The sequence below is a fragment of the Pseudomonas sp. Fl5BN2 genome (assembly GCF_009908205.1).
Classification (GTDB): Bacteria; Pseudomonadota; Gammaproteobacteria; order Pseudomonadales; family Pseudomonadaceae; genus Aquipseudomonas.
This window is the reverse complement of record NZ_JAAARL010000001.1, coordinates 346,049-365,614: the sequence shown is the minus strand read 5'-3', so window position 1 is coordinate 365,614 and position 19,566 is coordinate 346,049. Positions and strand designations below refer to the sequence as shown.

The 19,566-nt window shown below is 61.8% G+C and carries 17 protein-coding genes; 7 read left to right on the top strand and 10 right to left on the bottom strand.

Annotation, left to right across the window (positions count from 1 at the left end; all coding sequences use genetic code 11):
- Positions 1-51: 51 nt before the first annotated feature.
- Positions 52-972 (bottom strand): LysR substrate-binding domain-containing protein, encoded by a 921-nt coding sequence (locus GV819_RS01750; protein WP_161752888.1) that lies wholly within the window; start codon positions 970-972, stop codon positions 52-54.
- Positions 973-1,129: 157 nt separating this feature from the next.
- Here GV819_RS01750 and GV819_RS01745 point away from each other — a divergent pair, with 157 nt between their 5' ends.
- Positions 1,130-2,530: a NorM family multidrug efflux MATE transporter gene (locus GV819_RS01745; protein WP_178125908.1), complete on the top strand. Its 1,401-nt coding sequence runs from the start codon at positions 1,130-1,132 to the stop codon at positions 2,528-2,530.
- 60 nt (positions 2,531-2,590) lie between these two features.
- Here GV819_RS01745 and GV819_RS01740 read toward each other — a convergent pair whose 3' ends face one another.
- On the bottom strand, positions 2,591-4,264 hold the full coding sequence (locus tag GV819_RS01740) for a putative bifunctional diguanylate cyclase/phosphodiesterase (RefSeq protein ID WP_161752884.1): 1,674 nt from the start codon (positions 4,262-4,264) through the stop codon (positions 2,591-2,593).
- Positions 4,265-4,531: 267 nt separating this feature from the next.
- On the opposite strand from GV819_RS01740, the gene rep reads away from it, so the two are divergent.
- Entirely contained in the window at positions 4,532-6,541 is a 2,010-nt protein-coding gene (gene rep, locus GV819_RS01735; protein ID WP_161752882.1) for a DNA helicase Rep, read from the top strand.
- Positions 6,542-6,597: 56 nt separating this feature from the next.
- Positions 6,598-7,170, top strand: coding sequence for a xanthine phosphoribosyltransferase (locus GV819_RS01730; RefSeq protein ID WP_011064203.1), 573 nt, complete (start codon positions 6,598-6,600; stop codon positions 7,168-7,170).
- 108 nt (positions 7,171-7,278) lie between these two features.
- On the opposite strand, the gene GV819_RS01725 is transcribed toward GV819_RS01730, so the two are convergent.
- The 6 genes from GV819_RS01725 to dadA form a co-directional block, all read right to left on the bottom strand.
- Positions 7,279-9,210, bottom strand: coding sequence for an acetyl-CoA hydrolase/transferase family protein (locus tag GV819_RS01725; protein WP_161752880.1), 1,932 nt, complete (start codon positions 9,208-9,210; stop codon positions 7,279-7,281).
- 136 nt (positions 9,211-9,346) lie between these two features.
- The gene (locus GV819_RS01720) at positions 9,347-9,763 is read right to left on the bottom strand and encodes a c-type cytochrome (RefSeq protein WP_161753122.1); all 417 of its coding nucleotides are present in this window, start codon (positions 9,761-9,763) and stop codon (positions 9,347-9,349) included.
- 182 nt (positions 9,764-9,945) lie between these two features.
- Positions 9,946-10,494 carry a cupin domain-containing protein gene (locus GV819_RS01715; RefSeq protein ID WP_123726820.1) on the bottom strand — a complete coding sequence of 183 codons (549 nt, stop codon included), beginning with the start codon at positions 10,492-10,494 and terminating at the stop codon, positions 9,946-9,948.
- Between the two features lie 131 nt (positions 10,495-10,625).
- On the bottom strand, positions 10,626-11,699 hold the full coding sequence (gene alr, locus GV819_RS01710; protein ID WP_161752878.1) for an alanine racemase: 1,074 nt from the start codon (positions 11,697-11,699) through the stop codon (positions 10,626-10,628).
- A 91-nt stretch (positions 11,700-11,790) separates the two neighbouring features.
- A complete protein-coding gene (locus GV819_RS01705) occupies positions 11,791-12,144 on the bottom strand; it encodes a RidA family protein (protein WP_161752876.1) in 354 nt (117 codons plus the stop codon).
- Positions 12,116-13,417 carry a D-amino acid dehydrogenase gene (dadA, locus tag GV819_RS01700; RefSeq protein WP_161752874.1) on the bottom strand — a complete coding sequence of 434 codons (1,302 nt, stop codon included), beginning with the start codon at positions 13,415-13,417 and terminating at the stop codon, positions 12,116-12,118. Before dadA ends, GV819_RS01705 begins: the two co-directional genes overlap by 29 nt.
- A 157-nt stretch (positions 13,418-13,574) precedes the next feature.
- On the opposite strand from dadA, the gene GV819_RS01695 reads away from it, so the two are divergent.
- A complete protein-coding gene (locus GV819_RS01695) occupies positions 13,575-14,063 on the top strand; it encodes an Lrp/AsnC ligand binding domain-containing protein (protein WP_011064210.1) in 489 nt (162 codons plus the stop codon).
- A 45-nt stretch (positions 14,064-14,108) separates the two neighbouring features.
- On the opposite strand, the gene GV819_RS01690 is transcribed toward GV819_RS01695, so the two are convergent.
- A complete protein-coding gene (locus GV819_RS01690) occupies positions 14,109-14,462 on the bottom strand; it encodes a YkgJ family cysteine cluster protein (protein WP_161752872.1) in 354 nt (117 codons plus the stop codon).
- A gap of 149 nt (positions 14,463-14,611) precedes the next feature.
- Between GV819_RS01690 and GV819_RS01685 the strand changes: the two genes are divergently transcribed.
- Positions 14,612-15,925: an NAD(P)/FAD-dependent oxidoreductase gene (locus tag GV819_RS01685; RefSeq protein WP_161752870.1), complete on the top strand. Its 1,314-nt coding sequence runs from the start codon at positions 14,612-14,614 to the stop codon at positions 15,923-15,925.
- 151 nt (positions 15,926-16,076) lie between these two features.
- On the opposite strand, the gene GV819_RS01680 is transcribed toward GV819_RS01685, so the two are convergent.
- Complete coding sequence (locus GV819_RS01680; protein ID WP_161752868.1) at positions 16,077-16,322, bottom strand: DUF1127 domain-containing protein; 246 nt, start codon at positions 16,320-16,322, stop codon at positions 16,077-16,079.
- A gap of 179 nt (positions 16,323-16,501) precedes the next feature.
- On the opposite strand from GV819_RS01680, the gene GV819_RS01675 reads away from it, so the two are divergent.
- Positions 16,502-17,926 carry a PLP-dependent aminotransferase family protein gene (locus GV819_RS01675; protein ID WP_161752866.1) on the top strand — a complete coding sequence of 475 codons (1,425 nt, stop codon included), beginning with the start codon at positions 16,502-16,504 and terminating at the stop codon, positions 17,924-17,926.
- Positions 17,927-18,003: 77 nt separating this feature from the next.
- Positions 18,004-19,563 carry a phospholipase D family protein gene (locus GV819_RS01670; protein WP_372242045.1) on the top strand — a complete coding sequence of 520 codons (1,560 nt, stop codon included), beginning with the start codon at positions 18,004-18,006 and terminating at the stop codon, positions 19,561-19,563.
- Positions 19,564-19,566: the final 3 nt, after the last annotated feature.

The following is a 19,566-nucleotide window of genomic DNA, read 5'->3' as shown; positions in this document are numbered from 1 at the left end:
GCGCTTTGCAGGGATATCTGCCGAGCGCCGCCGGCCGGGTGCTTCAACGTTTCAGCCGAGGCGCTCGACCTCGGGCAACTGCATGACCTGGACCTCGCCTTGCAGGAAGTCGCTGAGACGACGCAAACGTTCACCTCCGGGCCGGGTCTTGGGCCAGACCAGATAGTAGTTCAAGCCACTGGCCACCGCGGTCGGCCAGGGCAGGCTCAGCCGGCCCTGGGCCACATCCTCGGCGACCATGAGCAGATCCCCCATGGACACGCCGTAACCCCGCGCCGCCGCGATCATCCCCAGCTCCAGGGTGTCGAACACCTGGCCGCCCTTGAGCGAGACCTGCCCCGTCAGCCCCATATGCCCGAGCCAACTGCGCCAGTCCCGCCGGTCCGGGGTCGGATGCAGCAACTCGGTAGCCGCCAGCCGCGCTACATCCCAAGGCTGGTCATTGAGCAGGTTCGGCGCACCCACCGGGATCAGTAGCTCGGGGAACAGGTAGCTGGCCTCCCAATCCGCAGGAAAGTGCCCATTGCTCAACAACACCGCGCAATCGAAGGGTTCCTGGTTGAAGTCCACGGAATCGACGTCCATCCAGGCACTGGTCAGCTGCACCTCGTTGCCCGGCTGCAGGTGGCGGAAACGGCTGAGACGTGCCAGTAGCCAGCGCATGGTCAGGGTCGAGGGTGCCTTCATACGCAAAATGTCATCCTCGGCACGCAGAGTGTTGCAGGCCCGCTCCAGGGCACCGAAGCCCTCGCGAACACCCGGCAGCAACAGCCGGGCCGCTTCGGTCAGTTGCAGATTGCGTCCGCTGCGCTGGAACAGCCGACAGGCGAAGTGATCTTCCAGGGTACGGATATGCCGGCTGACGGCGCTCTGGGTAATGGATAGTTCCTCGGCCGCCCGGGTAAACGAGCTGTGCCGGGCCGCGGCTTCAAAGGCACGCAGGGCATAGAGAGGAGGAAGACGGCGGGACATGGATAGGCTCCGGCAGCACAATGACGCCACGCTACCAGAAAGTCCTTCGCATGAGTTTTAATCATGCCAGCAAGTATTTTTATCCCTTTGTGCTATGGCCCGGAAGCGCCGAGAATCAGCGCTCTTCCCGATTCCCAGCTTATCGAGCCCGATGACCATGCAGCATCCAGCACGTATCGAACTCTGGGCCATCCTGCGGCTGGCGGGGCCGCTGATCGCCTCGCAGTTGGCGCACATGTTGATGGTCCTCACCGACACCCTGATGATGGCTCGCCTCAGCCCCGAAGCCCTGGCCGGTGGCGGTCTCGGTGCAGCCAGCTACTCCTTCGTCTCGATCTTCTGCATCGGCGTGATCGCCGCCGTGGGCACCCTAGTGGCAATTCGTCAGGGCGCCGGGGACATCGAGGGTGCCACGCGCCTGACCCAGGCCGGCCTGTGGCTGGCTTGGCTGATGGCCCTGGTGGCCGGCCTGCTGCTGTGGAATCTCAAACCGCTGCTGTTGCTGTTCGGCCAGACTGAAAGCAACGTCCACGCTGCCGGCCAGTTCCTGTTGGTCCTGCCGTTTGCCCTGCCCGGCTACCTGAGCTTCATGGCCTTGCGCGGTTTCACCAGCGCGATTGGCCGGGCAACGCCGGTGATGGTCATCAGCCTGGCGGGTACGGTGGCCAACTTCCTGCTCAACTACGCACTGATCACCGGCATGTTCGGCTTGCCAAAACTCGGCCTGGCGGGGATCGGCCTGGTCACCGCGATTGTCGCCAACTGCATGGCGCTGGCACTGGCCTGGCACATCAAGCGCCATCCGGCCTACGCGGCTTATCCACTGCGCCAGGGCCTGTCCCGGCTGAACACCCAGTACCTGCGGGAACTGTGGCGCCTGGGCTTGCCCATCGGCGGCACCTACGCAGTGGAAGTCGGGCTGTTCGCCTTCGCCGCGCTGTGCATGGGCACCATGGGCAGCACCCAGTTGGCGGCGCACCAGATTGCCCTGCAGATCGTTTCGGTGGCGTTCATGGTACCGGCGGGGATTTCCTACGCCATCACCATGCGCATCGGCCAGCATTACGGCGCCGGGCAGTTGCTCGATGCGCGCCTGGCCGGGCGGGTCGGCATTGCCTTCGGCGCGGTAGCGATGCTGGGGTTTGCCATGGTTTTCTGGCTGTTGCCAAACCAGTTGATCGGCTTGTTCCTCGACCATAACGATCCGGCCTTTGCCGAGGTGATCCAGTTGGCGGTGAGCCTGTTGGCAGTAGCTGCCTGGTTCGAGCTGTTCGACGGCACCCAGACCATTGCGATGGGCGCAATTCGCGGCCTGAAGGATGCCAAGACCACCTTCCTGGTAGGCCTGGGCTGTTACTGGCTGATCGGTGCACCTGCGGCCTGGCTGATGGCCTTTACCCTGGGCTGGGGCCCGACCGGTGTCTGGTGGGGATTGGCCCTGGGCCTGGCCTGCGCAGCCATCAGCCTGACCCTGGCATTCGAATGGCGGATGCGGCGCATGATCAAGCATGAGCCAGCAGTGCCGCGAATGAACCTACAGGCCAGCCAGGCGGACTGAACCCCGCGTTGACCATCGAAGCCTGAGGCAGCGACAGTCAACGCGGCGCGAGTCGACGGCTTAGACCACTCCTTCCTGCAGCGGCTGCTGGCTGCTGCCGAAGGTCAGGTACTCCACCAGCTCCGCCAGGGGCAACGGCTTGCTGATCAGGTAGCCCTGGACCTGGTCGCAACCAAAGCCCCGCAGCAATGCCAACTGCTCCGCGGTCTCGACCCCTTCAGCGACCACATGCAGATTGAGGTTGTGGGCCAGGTTGATCATGGCGTGGACCAGCTTGCGGTTCTCTTCGCGCTGTTCCATGCCGCCCACAAAGCTCTTGTCGACCTTGAGCAAAGTGATCGGCAGGCTGTTGAGATGCACGAAGGAAGAGAAACCAGTGCCGAAGTCGTCCAGGGAAAAACGCACCCCCAGGCGCCCAAGGGCATCCATGGTCTGCTTCACCAGATCGCTGCGACGCATCACTGCAGTTTCGGTCAGCTCGAACTCCAGCCATTGTGCCTCGACCCCACGCTCGGCAATCAGCCGGCTCAAGGTCGAGAGCAACTGGCTGTCCTGGAACTGCCGGAACGACAGGTTGACTGCCATGTGCAACGGCGGCAGCCCACGTTCACGCAGCGCCTGCATGTCCCGCAGGGCACGGGAGATGACCCAGTAGCCCAGGGGCACGATCAGCCCGCTCTGCTCGGCCAGGGGCACGAACTCACTGGGAGGCAGTAACCCGCGCTCGCCGTGGCGCCAACGCACCAGGGCTTCAAGGCCGACGATCTTGCCATCATGCAGGTCCAGCCGAGGCTGGTAATGCAGCTCCAGTTCGTCACGGCGCAAGGCCCGGCGCAATTCGCTTTCCAGGTCGGCGAGGCTGCGGGCATTGCGATTGATGCGTTCGTTGAAAATATGAAAGGTGCAGCCCTGGGTGCTCTTGGCCTGCTGCATGGCGATGTGCGCATGCCACATCAATGGGTCGGCGCCAGCATTGGCCCGGGCGTGGGCAATTCCCAGGCTGCAGCCGATCAGCAGGCTTTCGCCGTCGACCCAGTAGGGTTCGGCCATGGCCTCGGTAATGCGCTCGGCCATCCACTCGGCCCGCTGCGGCGCGCGGCGGGTATCGATCAGCAAGGCAAACTCGTCGCTGCCCAGGCGGGCCAGTTGATCACCGGCCTCCAGCTGGCTTTTGAGCCGCGAGACCACTTGCAGGATCAGCCGGTCACCGGCCTGGTGGCCAAGGGCGTCGTTGGCGTGACGGAAGTTATCCAGGTCCAGGTGCCCGAGGGCCAGGCCACGACCTTCATTTTCCGCCAGGCGCGCCGCCAGCAGGGTCTGAAAACCCTGGCGGTTGGCAATGCCGGTCAACGGGTCCTGCTCGGCCAGGCGCTGCAAGGTATTTTCCAGCACACCGCGCTCACGCACATGGCGCAGGCAGCGGCGCAGGGCATCGGTACTGAGGCAGGAACCTACCAGCCAGTCGCTGACACCCACCGGGGCTACCGGCGGTTCCTGGTCCAGCAAAAGCACCGTGGGCAGGCTGCAACGCCCGGGGCCGGGCTGCAATTGCGCAATGGTCAACAGGACCGCATTGCGGTCGTCTTCGAACAAACGACTGACCGACTCCCAGTTCGGAGCACTGATCAATACCACCGAGTCTCCTAACGGAGCGACACACTCGCGCAACAACGCTGTCCACACCGGCTCTTCGGCCAGTAGCAGCAAACGCAAGGGTTCGACAGGCTTAGACAAGCTAGCTCCCTAGACTCTGCAAAAAAGTTGGCGGCGGGCATTATGGCGCGCAAATAAACAATAACAAATGGTATTGATTATCATACGCAATTTCTTGTACCGCTCTAACTCGAACATTAGACACATATTCAGCGCGCATCCTGAGGGAAAGTATCAAAACCGGCAAATTTAGATAGCGTTGTGCGTCACAAGTCGGAGAGAGGCAGCAGAATCTGTCCAGCCTGTTAAAATGCCCGCCCTTTTCGTAACCGATCCCTTTTTACTGTCATGTCCCGACTCAATCCCCGGCAGCAAGAAGCCGTGAACTATGTCGGCGGCCCTCTTTTGGTGCTCGCCGGCGCAGGCTCCGGCAAGACCAGCGTGATCACCCGCAAGATCGCGCACCTGATCCAGAACTGCGGCATCCGCGCCCAGTACATTGTCGCGATGACCTTTACCAACAAGGCCGCGCGGGAAATGAAGGAACGGGTCGGCACGTTGTTGCGTGGCGGCGAAGGGCGCGGCCTGACCGTGTCGACCTTCCACAACCTGGGGCTGAACATCATCCGCAAGGAGCATGCGCGGCTGGGCTACAAGCCAGGCTTCTCGATCTTTGACGAGACCGACGTCAAGTCGCTGATGACCGACATCATGCAGAAGGAGTACTCCGGGGAAGACGGCGTCGACGAGATCAAGAACATGATCGGCTCGTGGAAGAACGACCTGATCCTGCCCCCCGAGGCCCTGGAGAATGCTCGCAACCCCAAGGAGCAGACCGCTGCCATCGTCTACACCCACTACCAGCGCACGCTCAAGGCGTTCAACGCGGTGGACTTCGACGACCTGATCCTGCTGCCGGTGAAGCTGTTCGAAGAGCACGCCGACATTCTGGAAAAATGGCAGAACAAGGTCCGCTACCTGCTGGTGGATGAATACCAGGACACCAACGCCAGCCAGTACCTGCTGGTGAAGATGCTGATTGGCAAGCGCAACCAGTTCACCGTGGTGGGCGACGACGATCAGTCGATCTATGCCTGGCGCGGCGCGCGCCCGGAAAACCTGATGTTGCTCAAGGATGATTATCCGTCCCTGAAAGTGGTGATGCTGGAGCAGAACTACCGCTCTACCAGCCGTATCCTGCGCTGCGCCAACGTGCTGATCTCCAACAACCCCCACGAGTTCGAAAAGCAGCTGTGGAGCGAGATGGGCCACGGTGACGAGATCCGCGTGATCCGCTGCCGCAACGAAGACGCCGAAGCCGAGCGGGTGGCCATGGAGATCCTCAGCCTGCACCTGCGCACTGACCGGCCCTACAGCGACTTCGCCATTCTTTACCGGGGCAACTACCAGGCCAAGCTGATCGAACTGAAGCTGCAACACCACCAGGTGCCCTATCGCCTGTCCGGCGGCAACAGCTTCTTCGGACGCCAGGAAGTGAAGGATCTGATGGCCTACTTCCGCCTGATCGTGAACCCGGACGACGACAACGCCTTCCTCCGGGTAATCAACGTGCCACGCCGGGAAATCGGCTCCACGACCCTGGAAAAGCTCGGCAACTACGCCACCGAACGCAAGATCTCGATGTACGCCGCCACCGATGAAATCGGCCTGGGAGAGCATCTGGACAGCCGCTTCACCGATCGCCTGGCCCGCTTCAAGCGCTTCATGGACCGGGTCCGTGAGCAGTGCGCCGGTGAAGACCCGATCTCGGCGCTGCGCAGCATGGTCATGGACATCGACTACGAGAACTGGCTGCGCACCAACAGCTCCAGCGACAAGGCCGCGGACTACCGGATGGGCAACGTCTGGTTCCTGATCGAGGCCTTGAAGAACACTCTGGAAAAAGACGAAGACGGCGAAATGACCGTCGAGGACGCCATCGGCAAGCTGGTCCTGCGCGACATGCTGGAACGTCAGCAGGAAGAGGAAGACGGCGCCGAGGGCGTGCAGATGATGACCTTGCATGCCTCCAAGGGGCTGGAGTTTCCCTACGTGTTCATCATGGGCATGGAAGAGGAAATCCTCCCGCACCGCTCCAGTATCGAAGCCGATACCATCGAGGAAGAACGGCGCCTGGCCTACGTGGGCATTACCCGCGCGCGTCAGACCCTGGCCTTCACTTTCGCGGCCAAACGCAAGCAGTACGGTGAGATCATCGACTGCGCGCCGAGCCGCTTCCTCGATGAGTTGCCCCCGGACGATCTGGCCTGGGAAGGCAATGACGACACCCCGACCGAAGTCAAAGCCGTTCGCGGCAATAGCGCTCTGGCGGATATACGCGCGATGTTAAAGCGCTAAAATCGACTATTTTTAAACGACCTTTGGCGCAACAGACGCCAGTTAGAGGAAGCTCCGTGGAAGCACTGCACAAGAAGATTCGCGAAGAAGGCATCGTGCTTTCCGATCAAGTACTGAAAGTCGACGCTTTTCTGAACCATCAGATCGACCCGCAGTTGATGAAACTGATCGGCGACGAATTCGCCACGCTGTTCAAGGATTCGGGCATCACCAAGATCGTCACCATCGAAGCCTCGGGCATCGCCCCGGCGATCATGACCGGCCTGAACCTGGGCGTACCGGTGATCTTCGCCCGCAAGCACCAGTCCCTGACCCTGACCGAGAACCTGCTGTCGGCCACCGTGTACTCCTTCACCAAACAAGTGGAAAGCACCGTCGCCATCTCCCCTCGGCACCTGACCAGCAGCGATCGCGTGCTGATCATCGATGACTTCCTGGCCAACGGTAAGGCGTCCCAAGCGCTGATCTCGATCATCAAGCAGGCCGGTGCCACCGTGGCCGGCCTGGGCATCGTGATCGAGAAGTCCTTCCAGGGCGGCCGTGCCGAGCTGGACTCCCAGGGCTACCGCGTGGAATCCCTGGCCCGGGTCAAATCCCTGGCCGGTGGCGTGGTTACCTTCATCGAGTAACCCCGTCCGCCTGTGTAGGAGCTGGCTTGTGTAGGAGCTGGCTTGCCAGCGAACGCGTCCTCAAGGGCAATGCAATACTTGATGGCCTGTTCGCCGGCAAGCCGGCTCCTACGACGAGCCGGGTGCAGTGGCCTGCAGACCCGCCAGCAGAAAGCGCTGGTACAGGTCCTCACGCAGGCCTTCGGGCTGCTCCAGCCCCATGCGCTCGAGGTGCGCCGGGAATGCCTCAGGCTCCGGCGCGTCGAGCGCTGCCTTGCCCAGTTCGAGGATCTCGCTGAGCTTGAACTTGCTCTTCAGCCAGTTCAGCGCCCGCAGCAGATCACGCTCTTGCGCACTGAAGTCACTGCCTAGCGGATACTCCGGAAACAGGTGGCGATGGCGTGCTTGAATGTTCTGCAGACGCTGTGGGCTGTTGTCGGCAAAACGCGGATCCAGACGAAAATCCTTCGCCAGCTTGCCGGCCTTCTGTGCTTGCTCCATCAACCCTGGCTGAAAGCGTGAGTCGCTGATATTGAGCAGCGCCTCGATTACCTTTGTATCCGACTTGCCCCGCAGATCGGCAATACCGTACTCGGTGATGACAATGTCCCGCAGATGACGCGGGATAGTGCAGTGGCCGTATTCCCAGACAATATTGGAACTGACCTCCCCCGCCGACTCACGCCAGCTGCGCAGGATCAGCACCGAGCGGGCATCCGCCAGGGCATGGCCCTGGGCCACGAAGTTGTACTGTCCGCCAACGCCACTCAACACCCGACCATCCTGCAATTGATCGGATACGGCTGCGCCCATCAAGGTCATGGTGAAGGCGCTGTTGATAAAACGCGCGTCGCGGCGTTGCAGGCGCTTGAGCGCTTCGTCCCCATACAGCTCGTTGATGTAACTGATGGCGGTCATGTTGAATTCCGCCAGTTTGTCCTTGGGCAGTTCCCGCAGACGCTGATAGAAGCTGCGCGGTCCGAGGAAGAAACCGCCGTGGATCAACACCCCACCAACGGCTGCAGCCGCATCCAGGACTCCGTCATTGGCCTGCTGTTGCTGTTCCAGGGTTGGGTAGACCTTGCGCCGCACGATTCCGGCATCAACTAGGGCCAGCAAGCCGTTGACGAACATTTCGCTGCAACCGTAGAGGCCTTGGGCAAAGGGTTCGACACCGCCCTCACGGTCGATCAACGGCTGCCAGCAATCCACCTGCAAGTCTGCCAGCAGGGCACGATAACCTTCGTTGTCCGCCTGCCGCGCCAACAGCGCGGCGGTCAGCGCGTCGCCCATGGAGCCGATGCCTATCTGCAAGGTGCCGCCGTCACGCACCAGGGTGCTGGCGTGCAAGCCGATGCAATGGTCCTGCACCCCGACCGGCATGTTCGGTGTGGAGAACAGCGTGCTGCGCTCGTCTTCGTCGATCAGCAGGTCGAAGGCTGCGGCGTCGATCTCGGAATCTCCCGGCATGTAGGGCAGGTCACTGTGGACCTGGCCGAGGAGCAAGATCGTCTCGCCCGCCGCTCGGCGCTTGGCGATCATCGGCAACATGTCGAGGGTGATGTCCGGATTGCAGCTCAGGCTCAGGCGTCCAGGCTGTTGCGGATCACGCGCCACCAGTTGTGCTACCAGGTTCAGGCCGGCGGCATTGATATCCCGGGCCGCATGGCTGTAGTTGCTGCTGACGTAGTCCTGCTGCGCCGAGGTGCTGTGCAAAAGACTGCCAGGCTGCATGAAGAACTGCTCGACGCGGATGTTCGCCGGCAGGCTGTCGCGGCGCAGGTCGGCAAGAAAGTCGAGTTCGGGATAGTCGCCGAACACTCGCTCGACGAAGGGTTCGAGAAAGCGCCGCTGCAAACCATCCCCCAGGGAGGGCCGACCCAGGCTCAGAGCGGTGTAGATCGTCAGTTGGCGCTCGGGTAATTGGGCGACCCGGCGATACAAGGCATTGGCAAAACGGTTGGGTTTGCCCAGCCCCAGGGGCATGCCCATGTGAATGTGTAGCGGCAAACGCGCAAGCACTTCATCCACCGCATGCTCGATAGAACAGGATTGCAGCATCTGATCCTCCGGGGAACGTCCATGAATTGAGGTTGGACCGAGCTTGCCGAGAGTTTGCTGCAAAGAACAGTCTTGAGGTCAATTTACGGGCACAAAAAAGCCGCTCGTAAGCGGCTTTTTCGCTGAAGATGGCGGCTTATTTCAGACCGGACATCTTCTGGATAGCGCCTTTGAGCTCGTCATCGGTGCAATCCATGCAAGTGCCCTTAGGCGGCATGGCATTCAGACCGGTAATCGCCTTGGCCAGAATGCCGTCGAGGCCGCCCTGGTGATCGGCGCGCTCTTTCCAGGCTGCAGTGTCACCAACTTTCGGTGCGCCCAACAGACCGGTGCCATGGCAAGCGTTGCAGTGTTTGGCAATCACGTCATCCGGGGATTTTGCCCCGCCGCCACCGCCCACAGAGGCAGCGACTTCCATACCTTTGCACTCCTGCCCCTGGACGCAGACCTGGCCGACAGGCGCAAGGCGCTTGGCAATGTCATCATTAGTCGCAGCTTGAGCGCTGACTGCCCAAAGGGCCAATACGGTTGCTGGTGCGGCCAGCATTTTCATAATTAGGTTCACGCGTACACCCTCAATGGTGGCTAGTCACGCCTGCGGCCACGGTTTCGCAGGCGGGCGAAAGTATAACGGTTAGCCCGCCACACTGAAACAACCCCAAAGTCGAAGGGGTCTTATATCGTGGCGAATTGTCACTTGGGCTTCTCTGCAAACCTTGCAGGACGCCTCTTGGTCTAGAAGTTCGCCGGAGTGGCTGCGCTGATTAGTCGCGCCGGTGCATCGAACGGATTACGGAAACGGTGCGGCTTCGTACTCTCAAAGTAGTAGCTGTCACCGGCTTCGAGGACAAATGTTTCAAGTCCTACCACCAGTTCCAAGCGACCTTCGAGCAGGATTCCGGTTTCCTCGCCGTCATGGGTGAGCATTTCCTCGCCGGTATCGGCACCCGGCGGATAGATCTCATTGAGGAAGGCAATCGCGCGGCTTGGATGGGCCCGCCCCACCAGTTTCATGGTCACTGCGCCATCAGAGATATCGATCAGTTCGTGGGCTTTGTAGACGATCTGAGAAGGCGTTTCCTGGAGGACTTCCTCGGAAAAGAACTCGACCATGGACATGGGGATACCGCCCAGCACCTTTCGCAGTGAGCTGATCGAGGGGCTGACACTGTTCTTTTCGATCATTGAAATGGTGCTATTGGTGACGCCCGCACGCTTGGCAAGCTCACGCTGGGAAAGACCTTTCAGTTTACGGATGGATTGCAGTCGTTCACCGACGTCCAATACGGCAGCCTCCTAGGCGGGGATCAGGCGTTGTTGTAATTGAGCGTCATCATGGCGACAGCGTTCAGTATTTACAACACTTGCTCCCGATTCCCCCGGGGACAGCGACTTTCGGTACAGCCCGCGCAATCTCAGCCTTCGGAGTACACCAGCGGCACCCGGCGCAGGTTGCAGAAGAGTTGGTAAGGGATAGTGTCGGCGGCCAGCGCCACGTCGCTGGCGAGGATGTTCTTGCCCCACAACTCCACGGTCGAGCCCAGGCCGGCCTGAGGGACATCCGTCAGGTCGACGCACAGCATGTCCATGGAAACCCGGCCCAGCAAACGACTGCGCTGGCCCGCCACCAGCACCGGGGTGCCGGTAGGCGCATGACGCGGATAACCGTCGGCATAGCCCATGGCGACCACGCCAATGCGCATCGGCTTGTCGGTGATGAACTTGGCACCATAGCCAACCGGCTCGCCGGCGGGCAGTTCACGCACACAGATCACCTTGGACTCCAGGGTCATCACCTGTTGCAAACGTGCCGCTACCGGGTTGTTTTCTTCGAACGGCGTCGAGCCGTAGAGCATGATGCCCGGGCGTACCCAATCACTGGGAATGCTTGGCCAGCCCATGACCGCAGGCGAATTGCGCAGACTGATCTGCGCCCCCAGCCCCTGGCGAGCGGCCTCAAACACCGCGACCTGTTCACTGCTACGCGGACAGTCCAGCTCATCGGCGCGAGCGAAGTGGCTCATCAGCACGATCTTCTCGACCTTGCCGCTGGCCTGCAGCCGCTGATAGGCCACCTGGTAATCCTTGGGATGCAGGCCCACCCGGTGCATGCCCGAATCCAGCTTGAGCCAGACCGTCAGCGGCTTGGCCACAGCAGTCTGTTCGATGGCTTCGAGTTGCCACAGCGAATGCACCACGCACCAGAAGTCATGCTCGACAATCAGCGCCAGTTCCTCGGCTTCGAAGAAACCTTCCAGCAACAGCACCGGTGCACGAATGCCTGCGGCGCGCAGCTCCAGGGCCTCTTCGATACAGGCCACGGCAAAACCGTCGGCGCAGGCTTCCAGGGCCTGGGCACAACGCACTGCGCCATGGCCGTAGGCATCGGCCTTGATGACCGCGAGCGCGCGAACGCCCGAGACTTCACGGGCCAGTTGATAGTTGTGACGCAGGGCTTGGAGATCGATCAGGGCACGGGCAGGACGCATGGCGGCAGACTTCTAGGCGGTCATGGGGAATAAAAAACCGGTGCTGGATGGCGGCGGACCACCACCGGCACCGGGAGAGGGATCTTGTCGCTTAAGGCAGAGCAGCCACTACCGAAAGCTCGACGAGGATTTCCGGCTCGCAGAGCTTGGATTGTACGGTCGCCCGGGCCGGCGCGACGCCTTTGGGCAGCCACTGGTCCCAGACACTGTTCATGCCTTGGAAGTCGGCATCGATGTCCTTCAGGTAGATGGTCACCGACAGCAACCTAGTCTTATCGGTACCGGCCAGATCCAGCAGGCGCTCGATGCTGGCCAGGGTTTCCCGGGTCTGTTGCTCAATCCCGGCCTGCATGTCATCGCCCACCTGGCCGGACAGATACACCGTACCGCCGTGAACAACGATCTGACTCATACGCTCATTGGTGAGCTGGCGCTGGATTGACATGTTTTGCTGACTCCTGAGGGTTGCCATAACGGGAAATATCGAGGCCTTCGGCACTGATCTGCGGCTTTCTCTTGGCCATCAGATCCGCCAGCAAGCGACCGGAGCCGCAGGCCATGGTCCAACCGAGGGTGCCGTGTCCAGTGTTCAAGAACAGGTTGCGGAACGTGGTGGCACCGACAATCGGCGTGCCATCCGGAGTGGTGGGACGCAGCCCGGTCCAGAAGCTGGCCTGGGACAGATCGCCGCCCTGAGGATAGAGATCGTTGACGATCATCTCCAGCGTTTCACGCCGACGCGGGTTCAACGAGAGGTCAAAACCGGCGATTTCAGCCATGCCGCCAACCCGGATGCGATTGTCGAAACGAGTGATCGCGACCTTGTAGGTTTCGTCCAGGATGGTCGAAGTCGGGGCCATTGCCGGGTTGGTGATCGGCACGGTCAGGGAGTAACCCTTGAGCGGGTACACCGGTGCCTTGATCCCCAACGGCTTGAGCAATTGCGGCGAGTAGCTGCCCAGGGCCAACACGTAGCGGTCGGCGGTTTCCAGCTTGCCGTCAATCCACACGCCATTGATCCGGTCACCGGCGAAGTCGAGGCGCTGGATGTCCTGACCGAAACGGAATTCAACACCCAGCTTGGTGGCCATTTCCGCCAGGCGAGAAGTGAATATCTGACAGTCGCCGGTCTGGTCGTTGGGCAGACGCAGGGCACCGGCGAGGATGTCGGTGACGTTGGCCAGGGCCGGTTCGACCCGGGCGATGCCTTCACGGTCCAGCAGCTCGAACGGAACGCCAGACTCCTTGAGCACGGCAATGTCTTTTGCCGCACCGTCCAATTGCGCCTGGGTGCGGAACAGCTGGGTGGTACCCAGGCTGCGGCCTTCGTAGGCAATACCGGTTTCCGCGCGCAGTTCGTCGAGGCAATCGCGGCTGTACTCGGACAGACGCACCATGCGCTCTTTGTTCACCGCATAGCGGTTGGCGGTGCAGTTACGCAGCATCTGCGCCATCCACAGGTATTGATCGATGTCGGCGGTGGCCTTGATCGCCAGCGGGGCGTGACGTTGCAGCAGCCACTTGATGGCCTTGAGCGGCACACCCGGAGCGGCCCAGGGCGAAGCATAACCCGGCGATACCTGGCCTGCGTTGGCGAAGCTGGTTTCCATGGCAGCAGCCGGCTGGCGGTCCACTACGGTCACATCAAACCCGGCTCGAGCCAGGTAATAGGCACTGGTGGTTCCGATAACGCCACTGCCCAAGACCAGAACGCGCATTTTTATATCCCTCATCGCGGCTTGACCGCTGACGTTTGTTATTCAGAGCAAAGATGGGCGCAGTGTAAGAAACATTCGGCAGTGATTTTCACTATATAACCGCCTATATTTGGCGAGAATTCTCGGCAAAATAGCTTTTCACGGAGGGGCATCCCCTATGCGAACCAATCATCAGACCCGTCGTGCCCTGGACAAGATCGATCGCAATATCCTGCGTATCTTGCAGGCTGACGGGCGCATCTCCTTCACCGAACTGGGGGAACGGGTCGGGCTCTCCACCACACCCTGCACCGAGCGGGTGCGCCGCCTGGAGCGTGAAGGCATCATCATGGGCTACAACGCCCGACTCAATCCGCAGCACTTGAAGGGCAGCCTGCTGGTGTTCGTCGAGATCAGCCTGGACTACAAGTCCGGCGACACCTTCGAGGAGTTTCGGCGCGCGGTGCTGAAGCTGCCTCACGTGCTGGAGTGCCACCTGGTGTCCGGCGACTTCGACTATCTGGTCAAGGCGCGGATCTCGGAAATGGCTTCCTATCGCAAGCTGCTGGGCGACATTCTGCTCAAGCTGCCCCATGTCCGGGAATCCAAGAGCTATATCGTGATGGAAGAGGTGAAGGAAAGCCTGAGCCTGCCGATTCCGGATTGAGCCGGGGCGCAGTGCCTACGAGGGTGCTTATGCCAATCGCTGCCTCTAGACCAGCACCTGACGAGTACTGGCCATGTATTCATGGATCTGCTTTTCAACCCGGGGATGAATCATCTCCACCGGGCGCCGATCATTGGGGCACGGCAAGCTCGGCGTGGTGCCGAACAGACGGCAGATCAGCGGCCGCTCGTCATACACGGTGCAGCCGTTGGGCCCCAGGTGCACGCAGTTGAGCTCTTCCATGGCCGCGTCCTGCTCGGCGGCGGTCTTGCGCGGCAGGCGCGACATTTCCTCCGGCGAGGTAGTGACCGGACCGCAGCAGTCGTGGCAACCAGGGACGCACTCGAAGGAGGGAATCTGCTGGCGCAGGCTACGGACTTTCTGGCGGTTGCAGCTCATGACAAAACTTACCGGGATCATGGATAGCCGTGGATTCTGCCTCAAATGCCCTGCAGCAGACAGGGCCGACCGTCCTGCGGTTGCCCCACCGGAAAGCCCCGGCTTATGCTCCGCCTATTTTTCCAGATGCCATGATCAGGACGCCTTCCATGCCCGCCAGTCTTCAGCAACCCATCTCCAGCGACCGGCACGCCGCATCTTACTACGCGGCCAGTAGCCTGCCGCAGCCTGACTATCCAGTGCTGGCTGGAGACCTGACAGCGGATGTCTGCGTGGTTGGCGGCGGTTTCTCCGGGCTCAACACCGCACTGGAACTGGCCGAGCGCGGGCTCAGCGTGGTTCTGCTGGAAGCCCGCAAGATTGGCTGGGGCGCTAGCGGGCGCAACGGCGGGCAGTTGATTCGCGGGGTTGGTCACGGCCTCGATCAGTTCGCCAAGGTGATCGGCACCGATGGCGTGCGGCAGATGAAACTCATGGGATTGGAGGCGGTAGAGATCGTTCGCCAGCGCATCGAGCGTTTCCAGATCCCCTGTGACCTGACCTGGGGTTACTGCGACCTGGCCAACAAACCCGCTGACCTGGCAGGCTTTGCCGAAGACGCCGAGGAGTTGCGCGGCCTGGGCTACCGTCACCAGACCCGCTTGCTGCAAGCCGATGAGATGCACACCGTGGTGGGTTCAAAACGCTACGTTGGCGGCCTGATCGACATGGGCTCCGGCCATTTGCACCCTCTGAACCTGGCGTTGGGCGAAGCCCAGGCGGCGCAACAGCTGGGTGTGCGCCTGTTCGAGCACTCGGCGGTGACGCGCATCGACTACGGGCCCGAGATCAAGGTCCACAGCGCCCGGGGCACGGTCCGGGCCAAGAGCCTGGTACTGGGTTGCAACGCCTACCTCAACGACCTCAACCCGCAACTGGGAGGCAAGGTTCTGCCGGCCGGCAGCTACATCATCGCCACCGAACCGTTGAGCGCAGCCCAGGCCCATGACCTGCTGCCACAGAACATGGCGGTTTGTGACCAGCGCGTGGCCCTGGACTACTACCGACTCTCCGCCGACCGACGCCTGCTGTTCGGCGGCGCGTGTCACTACTCAGGGCGTGATCCCAAGGACATTGCCGCCTATATGCGGCCGAAGATGCTGGAAGTGTTCCCGCAGTTGGCCGGGGTAAAGGTCGACTACCAATGGGGCGGCATGATCGGCATCGGCGCCAACCGCCTGCCGCAGATCGGCCGCCTCAAGGACCAACCCAATGTGTATTACGCCCAGGCCTACTCCGGCCATGGATTGAATGCCACACACCTGGCCGGCAAGTTGCTGGGCGAGGCCATCAGCGGCCAACAAGGTGGCGGCTTCGACCTGTTCGCCAAAGTGCCGCACATCACCTTCCCTGGCGGCAAGCACCTGCGTTCCCCATTGCTGGCCCTGGGCATGCTCTGGCATCGCCTGAAAGAGCTGACCTGATCCCTCGCTTGTAGCCACTGCCGCAGACGGTGATCGGCTCCGCAGGACCTTGCCTCAAGGGCTTGCCACCTTCGGAGCGGAGTAGCGCCCAAACGAAGCCCGAGCCTTCGCGGCAGCGATAGGTGCCCAGCACAGACGAGGCTGAAACAGGTCACAGCCGCCAGAAAGGCTTGAGGCCTTCGGCCCGTGCATCCTCACGATTCAGGCCGACATCCCGCAGTTGCTCGGCGGTCAGGTCCAGCAACGCCTTGCGGGTACTCAGCCGATGCCAGTACAAGCCCCAGCGGCTCAGTCCGCACGGCGCAGAACGCGGCAAGGCCGCCGCCCCTATCCGCTCCTGCCCCGCCTCCAGCTCCTGGCTGCGTAACGACAGACGTACATCGCTCAAGCCGTTCATCTCCACTGCTCCTGTTTGCCAAGGTTGCCATGAGCAAACATGATGCGTGGCCGGCAAAAACCATTACAGACTCAATACACCTGTATTACCTCCATACAGATTTGCCAAAAATGCCGCTGAATCCTGTATTTTGGCCCCATCTGTACCGGTCCTGATGAACACCACCTCGAGTCAATACCATGACCCTCTATGTGAACCTCGCCGAACTCCTGGGCACCCGTATCGAACAAGGCTTCTACCGCCCGGGCGATCGATTGCCCTCGGTGCGCGCCCTGAGTGTCGAGCATGGGGTCAGCTTGAGCACTGTCCAGCAGGCTTATCGGCTGCTGGAAGACAACGGGCTGGCGATGCCCAAACCCAAGTCCGGATATTTCGTACCCGCCAACCGCGAGCTGCCTGCACTGCCGGCGGTCGGTCGCCCGGCCCAGCGGCCGGTGGAGATCTCGCAGTGGGAGCAGGTGCTTGAGCTGATTCGCGCGATACCACGCAAGGACGTGGTACAGCTGGGTCGCGGCATGCCGGACATCACCACGCCGACCATGAAGCCACTGTTGCGGGCCATGGCCCGACTCAGTCGACGCCAAGACATGCCCGGCCTGCATTACGACAACATCTACGGCGTGCTGGAACTGCGCGAACAAGTGGCGCGGCTGATGCTGGATTCCGGCTGCCAGCTGGGAGCCAATGACCTGGTGATTACCACCGGCTGCCACGAAGCCCTGTCCGCCAGCATTCGCGCCATCTGCGAGCCCGGGGACATCGTCGCCGTGGACTCGCCGAGCTTTCACGGCGCCATGCAGACACTCAAGGGCCTGGGCATGAAAGCCCTGGAGATTCCCACCGACCCGGTCACCGGGATCAGCCTGGAAGCCCTGGAACTGGCCCTGGAACAATGGCCGATCAAGGCCATACAGTTGACTCCCAACTGCAACAACCCCCTGGGCTACATCATGCCGGAGTCGCGCAAGCGGGCACTGCTGACCCTGGCCCAGCGCTTCGACGTGGCGATCATCGAAGACGATGTGTATGGCGAGTTGGCCTATACCTACCCACGCCCACGGACCATCAAGTCCTTCGACGATGACGGCCGCGTGTTGCTGTGCAGCTCCTTCTCGAAAACCCTGGCCCCCGGCCTGCGTATCGGCTGGGTCGCTCCGGGCCGCTACCTGGAGCGGGTGCTGCACATGAAGTACATCAGCACCGGCTCCACCGCCCCACAACCCCAGGTGGCCATCGCCGAGTTTCTGAAAGGCGGACACTTCGAGCCCCACCTGCGCAAGATGCGTACTCAATACCAGCGCAATCGCGACCTGATGCTCGACTGGGTCAGCCGCTACTTCCCCGCCGGCACCCGGGCCAGCCGCCCGCAAGGCAGTTTTATGCTGTGGATCGAACTCCCCGAGGAGTTTGACGCTCTGAAGCTCAACCGAGTGCTGCTGGAGCAAGGAGTGCAAATCGCCGTGGGCAGTATCTTTTCCGCCTCGGGCAAGTACCGTAATTGCCTGCGGATGAACTACGCTGCCAAACCAACCGCGCACATCGAAGACGCGGTACGCAAGGTCGGCGCTGCGGCTATCAGGCAGCTCAGCGAAACCCAGGACTGACACCCCGACCCGCCCCAGGAAGCCAGCCATCCCATGCCAACCCGTGCCCTGATGCGAGATGACCTGACTTGAGGCGCATACAGGTGTTGACCTGGCTGGCACTCGTGAACCTCGGGCTCGGCGGCTGCGCCACCCTGGAGGTGCCGTACCAACCGAGCCAGGCATTGCCTGCCACCGAGTCCAGCTTCGCCCAGTCGATCAGAGCCCAGGCCGCGCACTACCACGGACGCTCCGGATTTCGCCTGCTGCCCAACAGCACCGAGGCCTTCATGGCCCGCGCCGAGCTGATCCGCAACGCCCAGAGCAGCCTCGACCTGCAGTACTACATCGTCCACGACGGCATCAGCACCCGGATGCTGGTGGACGAGCTGCTCAAGGCCGCCGACCGTGGCGTGCGGGTGCGCATCCTGCTGGACGACACCACCAGCGATGGCCTGGACCAGATCATCGCCACCCTGGCCGCCCATCCGCAGATCCAGATCCGTCTGTTCAACCCCCTGCATCTGGGCCGCAGCACCGGCCTCACTCGAACCATGGGCCGCCTGTTCAACCTGTCGCAACAGCACCGGCGGATGCACAACAAACTGTGGCTGGCGGACAACAGCGTGGCCATTGTCGGCGGGCGCAACCTCGGGGACGAATACTTCGACGCCCAGCCCGACTTGAACTTCACCGACATCGATATGTTCAGCGCAGGCCCGGTGGCCGAACAGCTGGGACACAGTTTCGACCAGTACTGGAACAGCGCCCTGAGCCGACCTGTCGCCGAGCTCCTGCCCCACGCCCCGTCAGTCAAGGACCTCAACAACACCCGCCAGCGCCTGGAAGAATCGCTGCAAGACAGCCGCCAGCAAAACCAGAACCTGTACCGCCAACTGATGACCTACCAGACCCAGCCACGCATGGACATCTGGCGCAAGGAGCTGATCTGGGCCTGGAATCAGGCCCTGTGGGACGCGCCAACCAAAGTCCTGGCCAAGGGCGACCCCGACCCGCACCTGCTGCTGACCACTCAACTGGCACCGGAACTCGAAGGGGTCGGCAAGGAGCTGATCATGATCTCGGCCTACTTCGTCCCCGGCCAGCCAGGGCTGGTATACCTCACCGGCCGCGCTGATGCCGGGGTCTCGGTCAGTCTCTTGACCAACTCCCTGGAAGCCACCGACGTGCCGGTGGTGCACGGCGGGTATGCGCCCTACCGCAGGGCACTGCTGGAGCACGGCGTAAAGCTCTACGAACTGCGCCGACAACCCGGCGAACATGCAGGCAGTGGTTTCCGGCTATTCCACAGTGGATCCATGCCGGGCTCCGACTCCAGCCTGCACAGCAAGGCAATGATCTTCGACCGACAGAAAAGCTTTATCGGCTCGTTCAATTTCGATCCACGTTCGGTGCTGTGGAACACCGAAGTCGGCGTGCTGGTGGACAGCCCCGAGCTGGCGGAGCACGTTCGCGCGCTGGCCCTGCAGGGGATGGCGCCGTCCCTGAGCTACCAGGTTCAGCTGGAGCACGACAAGCTGGTCTGGGTCACCGAAGACCATGGCCAACTGCACACCCTGAGCCACGAGCCCGGAAGCTGGTGGCGGCGGGTCAATGCCTGGCTGAGTACCCGCATCGGCCTCGAACGCCTGCTCTGATGG